Origin of the sequence: Massilia sp. CT11-108, from assembly GCF_047302915.1 — a bacterium.
Classification (GTDB): domain Bacteria; phylum Pseudomonadota; class Gammaproteobacteria; order Burkholderiales; family Burkholderiaceae_D; genus Telluria; species Telluria orientalis.
This window is the reverse complement of sequence record NZ_JBKYMO010000292.1, coordinates 1-7,250: the sequence shown is the minus strand read 5'-3', so window position 1 is coordinate 7,250 and position 7,250 is coordinate 1. Positions and strand designations below refer to the sequence as shown.

The window sequence follows — 7,250 nt, the reverse complement described above, 5'->3', positions numbered from 1 at the left end:
ACGTGCGGCCGCGGCGACGGTACGCTCGTCGCCGCTGTCGGCGCGCAGCACGGCCAGCACGCCGCGCGCGGCGGCCGTGGAGGATGATGTCGTCGATCCGGAACTCTGCATGCGTGGATGGTAAGCGATCGCACGTAAAAGCGGCATAAAAATGCACGGCGTTTACTTACCGCCGCAGGACGAGCATTTGCGACAATTTTCAAGGCGCCGGCCTGTCGTGGCAACCAGGCCCACTCCCCACAAGCGTCATGCCGGACGTGGCGAACACAGCCAAAATCGGTGGCGCCTTCACCCAGCACAGCCTGCGCTCGTAGGGTAAAGGGGGCCATCTCGTTCACGGCCCCGTGTTCCGGGGCCGTGATTGCCGTCACGCCAGGAATGGCGTGCGGCACGGCGTTACAGGTCAGAACACGTAGTTCGCCGACATCCGGAAGCTGCGGCCCGGATCATACCAGGCTCGTCCCATGTCGCCAGGGGTCTGCTGGTAGACCTGCCGCGTCACGGTACGCGTCAGGTTGCTGACGTTGAAGCTGGCCGAAATGTGGTCGCTGAAGCGGTAGTTGATGCCGCCGTCCCACTGACCCACAGGCATCTGCCAGACCGGAAGCCCGTAGCCCGCATCATGCGGCGCGTTGCCGTTGGCGTCGACGCGCTGCGGATCCGCGCTGGTACCATTGCTGCCGCTGGTGCCATAAACACCGGTCGCCTGCAGGGTACGGTCACGCCAGGAATACGCCAGGCGCGCCGACAGCGGGCCGTGGTCGTACATGAACGTGAAGTTGAAGGCGCGCTTCGACAGGTACGGCACCGGCAGATCCTTGTACGGGATACCGTTCGTGTCGCAACCATACAGCGCCGCGGCACCGACCAGCGAGCCGGACGGGCAGAAATTCGCCGGGTTCGGGTGATACAGCTGCTGCTTGCTGTCGATGTACGTGAAGTTCGAGGACACGCCGAAACCCTTCACCCAGTCAGGCAGTTTCTCGCTCAAGCTGCCCAGGTGATCGAAGTAGGTGCTGCCCGCCAGCTCGATACCCTTCACCCAGGCCTTGGCCGCATTGGCCGGTCCGGTGACCGTGAACTCCTGATCCGTGCCGGCCAGATCCTTGAAGGTCCTGGTATAGGATTCCTGCATGACGATGTCCTTGACCTGCTTGTAGAAGAACGCAGAGGTCAGGGATTGTCCCGGATGCGGATACCATTCCAGCGTCACGTCGAAATTGTTCGCCTTGAGCGGCTTCAGTTTCACGTTGCCGGAGTTACTGCCGGTATATTCGATGTTGGTGATCGCCTTGTTGTTGTTGGGGTCGGTGACCACCTTCTGGCTCAGGGTAATGTACTCCTGCAACTGATCGAAGCCAGGACGGTAAATGCCGCGGGACAGCGCGATCCGCGACTGCAGCTTGTCCGTCAGGCGCGCCTTCAGGTTCAGGCTCGGAATCACGTCGACATGGCTGGACGTGAGATCGAGCGGCGTATTGATCTCGCCGAAGCGGGGAATGTTCGGATTGTCATTCACGCTGTATTTCGGCTGGAAGACCGTGTAGCCATGCGCCACCGTCTTGGTCCTGACCACGCGTACGCCCGCCACACCCTCCACCGGATATTTCCAGTCATCGAAGCCGAAGCGCAGGTTGCCGTACACGCTCTGGGTGCCTTCGTTGTGCTTGCTGACGTGCTGCGGATCGTTGTCGTAGCCCGCCGGCTTCCAATCCTTGGCGTACGTCGTGCAATCGGTGTTGCCGCCCTTGTACTTGTTGGCATCCTCGCAGTTATATTTCAGAGCGAGCAACAAGTTCTGGTACGCGGCCGGATCCTTGACCATCGCCACGGTGGGCACCACGAACGTCGGCGGTGCGGAAATCCTGCCATTGAAGAAGTTGGCGAACGCGTAGCCCTCGACGCTGCCCAGGGCCGCGTATTTCGGGTCGCTCAAGTAACCGAAGTTAGGGCGCTGCCAGTCCCAGCTCTGCAACTTCGGCAGTTGCCCCGGTACCGTGGTCTGCGCCACGCCCCATTCCTCACTATACGATTTCCAACCCGTTCCGGCATTCTTGTCTTTGCGCGAAGAACGTTCCGTCGCCCGTACGCCAAAGCGGAAGTCGCGCAGCACCGGGTGGTCGAAACTGTATTTGGCATCCGCTTTCCACGCATACAGGTCCGCCTTGGCCCTGTTGACCTCCGGCTGCGAAATGCCCCAGAAGTAGTTCTTGGGATCGGCCAGGAATGCGGTCGTCTTGTCGTCGAACTGGAACACAGGCGTCTTGCCGGAGACGTCGACGGTTTCGCTCGGCAAATAGCTGCCGAGGTTCAGCATGCCGTAACTGGCGGAGTTGGTGGCATGCACCCACTGCAGGTCGTTCTGGAACGACCAGCTCTCATTGAGCCGCCACTTGAGGTTCCAGGCCAGCTCGCGCGTGCGTCCATGCACATTGCTGAAATTGCGGGTAGTGCCCATGGCGATGCCGCCATCCACGAACTGGTTCAAGCCCAGGCCGAACGGATAGTTGATCGTGCCCGACTGGAACACGCCTCTGCCGTCGAATTTGGAGTCGGTATAAACGGCCTTGTAGGGATCGGCAGGCCCCATGAAGGTGTTGATGTTATTGTTCAGCTGATGGAAACCGGAATCGAAATACGTCAGCGACGTTTCCACGTTGGCGTTCTTCCACTGTAACGCCCCATAGAAGCCCACGCGCTTCGTATCCTCCTCGTTGCGGCCCCAGCTCACGCCGCCCGGCACCCATACCGTCTGGTCCTTGACGATATCGTTCCGCGGGAAGTAGTTGTTCTGGTTGATGCTGTCGTAGTTGCCTTTGGATCGGGTGGTGGACAAATCCACCAGCGCGCCAAATTCACCCATCGAGGTTTTCCAGCGGTTCGAGTACAGGCCGGAGAAGCTCGGCGTCTTGGACTTGCCCATTTCGGCGTAATTGCCCGACGCGCTCAGCGCACCATACTGGCCAGGGGCATCGAACGGCAACCGCGTGCGCAGGTTGATCTGGCCGCTGACGCCGCCTTCGATCAGGTCGGCGGAGGGATTCTTGTAGACCTCGACGCCCGCCATCAGTTCCGGCGGCACGTCGCCCCAGCTCAATTCACGTCCGGGCCAGCCGGCCGAGAATGATTCGCGGCCATTCAGGGTGGAAGAACCCCAGGAAAGGCCGCGAATCTGGACGCCCGAGCCTTCCACGTTGAATTCCAGGCCATTCGCGGCAAGGGAAGCACCCGTGCGCGACTGGTTACGGTCCATCGTGACGCCCACGACCCGCTGCAGCACTTCGGTGATCGATTTGTCCGGCAGCTTGCCGGCCTCGTCGGCCACGACGGCATCGACGATCTGCTCGGCGTCGCGCTTGATCGCCGTCGCGGTTTCCAACTGCTTGCGCTGGCCGGTCACCACGACGGTGGTTGTACCATCCTTCGAATCCTCTGCGGACGTCGATGCCGTCGTCTGCGCTTGCGCAGCGTTGCCGCACAACAGCGCGAACTGCGCCGCGGCTACCGCCAGCGCCGTCATCTTGATCGGTTTGCTCACGATCTTCGTCTCAATTCTTGTCATTATCTGTATCCTCTTGTATATGCCTTTATTGTCACCGCGCCGTACGGCGACCATAAATATCAGTCCGTTGTCACTGGAAGTAGACGGGGCCGGTCAGCTTGAACTGGCTGACGTACTTCGACGATGCATTCGCCACCTGTCCGTTCGGCTGCACCGCGGAGAACCTCAGCTCGACGACCGGCTGGGTCTGCACCAGGATCGCGACGTCCGGCGCACTCATGCCGCACGCCTGGCTGAACGTGAAGTTCTCCTTGAAACCGAGGCGGTAGTCCGTGGCGGCAGCGGCGGTTGGCTGCACCGTGGACTGCAGAGCCAATCGGCATACGGTTCCGTCCGTCTTCTTGAAGGGCGCGAGGAACATTTCGACTTTGACCTGGTTATTTGCCGAGCCGAACCATTCGGCGTTTTCCGCCAGATTGAAATGCAGCGCAGTCTGGATGTCGAGCCGCGCGCCCTTGGGCGAAGCGGGGTCGGGCGTAAGGAAAGGGTCGTCCTTGACGTTGGCTCTGTACACGCTGTCCGTATTCGCAACATCGTTGTCGACAATGCCGGTGGCGAACAGCTGCAAGGACGCCTTGTAATAATCCGATGCCTGCGGAGCCTTATCGAACGTCGAGGTAAAGGTGAAGCTCTTGCCGTCGCTGGAAACAGCACGATCGCAACTATCGCACCACCATTGGTTACCCGCGTGGCCGATCAGGCCTTCGACGGTGTGATCGGTGTCCTTGTAACCGGAAAGGAAATTCACCATGGCCGGCTTTTCGGTGCCGATCGGAATGCTCTTCGACATCGCCTTCGCCATCGCCTTGCCCAACGTCGTTTCATCCGTCAGCAACGCCGGCATGAAGTAGTCATTGCCGTCCTGCTCGGCGGTGATGATGCACATCCCGTTGGCGAGCTTGGTCATCGTGTTCCCGCTGACCGAGCAGATGCTGGGCGTCGTGCTCGTAAACTTGGGCGGAAGACCCGAGGTAAAGGTGGCGGTCAACTGCACCGGCGTCGAATCGAGCGGCTGCCAGCCCGGATTGATGAACGATCTGATCATCTGCGGGTTCTTGGGAACCACGAAAGTCTGGCGCTTCGAGACCGGAGCGAAACCGTCGGCACCGGGCTGGGTCGCGATCACCGAGCACTCACCCAGTTTCAGCAGCGTCAGCTGATCCCCGCTGACGCTGCAAGTGTCCGGCGTGGCCGAACTGTAGGTCACGGTCCCGCCGGAACTCGCCGTCGCCTTCAGCGTGGTGTGCGCCGAATTGGGTGGCACACCGATCATCGCTTGACCCAGGAACGGCATCTGGAAGTCGATGGTTTGCTCTTTGGCGCCGTCGGTGCCGCCGCCGCCGCCGCCGCAACCGCTCAGCAGTGCGATGCAGCCAAGCGCGATCGCTGACACTTGGAATTTCATCCCTTGTCCCCTCATGGTGGTGTCCTTTTCTGATGTGTTTATCTAATTGCATATCGCGTCCCCGGCCGCACCGATGACGCGTCAAGACTCTTCCAGGCCCACTCGCTGATTTGCGGCGGAACGATCGTCTTGCTTCAAGCGTTGGTTCGCGGCGGCACCTGCCGCGGCCGCTTCTTGCGAAATACTCCCGCCACGCTCCGTCCATGTCTGGATGGACGCAGCTGGGCGATGGCAAGGGCGAGTTCGACAGTAGGGAGACCGGGCAGGAGGCGCGGGTGTCGTAAATCCTTGCGGACCAACCAAGTGTTATGGTGAGCCCAGCAACGATCGGCAGCAATTACGACAATCATCAAAGCCACGAGGAAATCCCGCAACGCGTGGTTCGCGCGTGGCCGATTGCACGGGAGTGCTTAACAAGGCGACTCCGGCAGGCCGCGGCGACACGGACGGACGCCGCGTGAAGGGTCGGTGCCGGTGTCGTCGGCCGGGATTGGCGCCGGTCCCGTCGACGCGGCTGCCATGATGATGGGATGTTGCGGCGAAGTGCATCCGGGGATGGATGCGGCCGGTGAGTGCTTCTGCCCGGTCAGCCGAACAGCTTGTTGGCCGTCTTCGCCACGAGCTCGCCCTGGTGGCGCGCGCCGTCGAGCTCATTGGCGCTCGGCTGGCGCTGGCCCTGGCCGCCCGCGATCGTGCTGGCGCCGTACGGGCTGCAGCCGGTGATCTCGTCCAGCGTCATCTGGCCCGCGAAGCTGTACGGCAGGCCGACGACCACCATCCCGAAGTGCAGCAGGTTCGTGATGATCGAGAACAGCGTCGTTTCCTGGCCGCCGTGCTGGGTCGCCGTCGACGTGAATGCGGCGCCGACCTTGCCGTGCAATGCGCCCTTCGCCCACAACCCGCCCGTCTGGTCCAGGAACGCGGCCATCTGCGACGGCATGCGGCCGTAGCGCGTGGGCGCGCCGATCACGATGGCGTCGTAGTCGGGCAGTTCGTTCACGGTCGCGATCGGGGCCGGCTGGTCCAGCTTGAAATGGCCGTTGCGGGCGACGTCGTCCGGCACCGTCTCGGGCACCCGCTTCACGTCCACGGTCGCTCCCGCCGCGCGCGCCCCTTCCGCCAGCGCGTTCGCCATTTGTTCGATGTGTCCATACGTCGAGTAATACAGCACCAGTACCTTCGCCATGGCCGTTCCTTTCCCGTCATCCCGGCGCCACCGGCGGCGCCCTGCCTCGCTTGCCCAATTGGCAACGATCCGCACATGCTACCCCATCATGCACTCTTCCGGCGTCCGTATTAATGCAAGTACAATGGCGCCCTGATGAAAGCCCGCCACTACCTGATCCTCATGGCCGTCGCCATCCTTGTGCCGGTCACCGTCATCGCCGGCGCGGGCCTGTCCATGCTCCTCGACTGGGAGCGCGAATCGCGCATCCGCAGCGTCGAGTCCAATGCGCGCGCCACCGCGCTGCTCGTCGACCGCGAGGTCGCGGCCGCCCAGGCGGCGCTGCGCGCCCTCGGCAATTCCGACGCCATACGCCGGGGCGATTTCGCCGAAATCCACCGCGAGGCGGCCGCGATGAACGCATCCACGCCGTGGACGTGGACCCTGTTGATCGACTACGACGGCAGCCCGCTCATGAATACCCTCGTCCCGTACGGCACGCGCCTGCCGGGCCATGCCGGGCCCTGGGTGGCCGAAGCCTGGGACAGCCAGCGGCCGCGCGTGTCCGGCTACTTCGTCGGCGCCCTGTCGCGCAAGCCGACCGTCTCCGTCGACGTGCCGGTGCCGCGCACCGCCGGCGGGCGCTGGGTGCTGAGCCAGATCTTCGACGCCGGCCATTTCGCCACCGTGTTCGCGGACAAGGGCATCGGGCCGGACTGGGTCGTCGGGATCATCGACCGCGACGGCGTCTCGATCGCGCGCAACGTCAACGACACGCTCGTCGGCACCAAGGCGCGGCCCGAACTAATCGCGGCGGCCCGCGCCGCGAAAAGCGGCATGGCGCGCCACCAGACGCGCGACGGGATCGAAGTCTACGACATCTTCACGCACAGCGACACCACCGGCTGGACCATCGCGATCGGCGTTCCCGTCGCCGAGATCGAGAAGGCGGCGCGGGCCGCCACGCTGTACGCGGGCCTCGCGCTGCTCGCGCTGATGGGGCTCGCGTTCGGCATCGCGTCGTTCCTCGCCCAGCGCCTGAGCGTGGCGCTCGACCGCGCGCGCCCCTTCCGCCAGCGCGTTCGCCATTTGTTCGATGTGTCCATACGTCGAGTAAT

The 7,250-nt window shown here is 63.0% G+C and carries 3 protein-coding genes and 1 pseudogene; 1 reads left to right on the top strand and 3 read right to left on the bottom strand.

The features are described from left to right. Positions 1-403: 403 nt before the first annotated feature. From ACEN88_RS20660 to wrbA, 3 genes are all read right to left on the bottom strand, one after another. Positions 404-3,538, bottom strand: coding sequence for a TonB-dependent receptor (locus ACEN88_RS20660; RefSeq protein WP_413342552.1), 3,135 nt, complete (start codon positions 3,536-3,538; stop codon positions 404-406). Between the two features lie 94 nt (positions 3,539-3,632). Then, the gene (locus ACEN88_RS20655; protein WP_413342550.1) at positions 3,633-4,967 is read right to left on the bottom strand and encodes a hypothetical protein; all 1,335 of its coding nucleotides are present in this window, start codon (positions 4,965-4,967) and stop codon (positions 3,633-3,635) included. Positions 4,968-5,553: 586 nt separating this feature from the next. Continuing rightward, positions 5,554-6,153 carry an NAD(P)H:quinone oxidoreductase gene (gene wrbA, locus ACEN88_RS20650; protein ID WP_413342548.1) on the bottom strand — a complete coding sequence of 200 codons (600 nt, stop codon included), beginning with the start codon at positions 6,151-6,153 and terminating at the stop codon, positions 5,554-5,556. Between the two features lie 135 nt (positions 6,154-6,288). On the opposite strand from wrbA, the pseudogene ACEN88_RS20645 reads away from it, so the two are divergent. Beyond that, a pseudogene (locus ACEN88_RS20645) lies at positions 6,289-7,250 on the top strand (hypothetical protein); the annotation flags it as partial.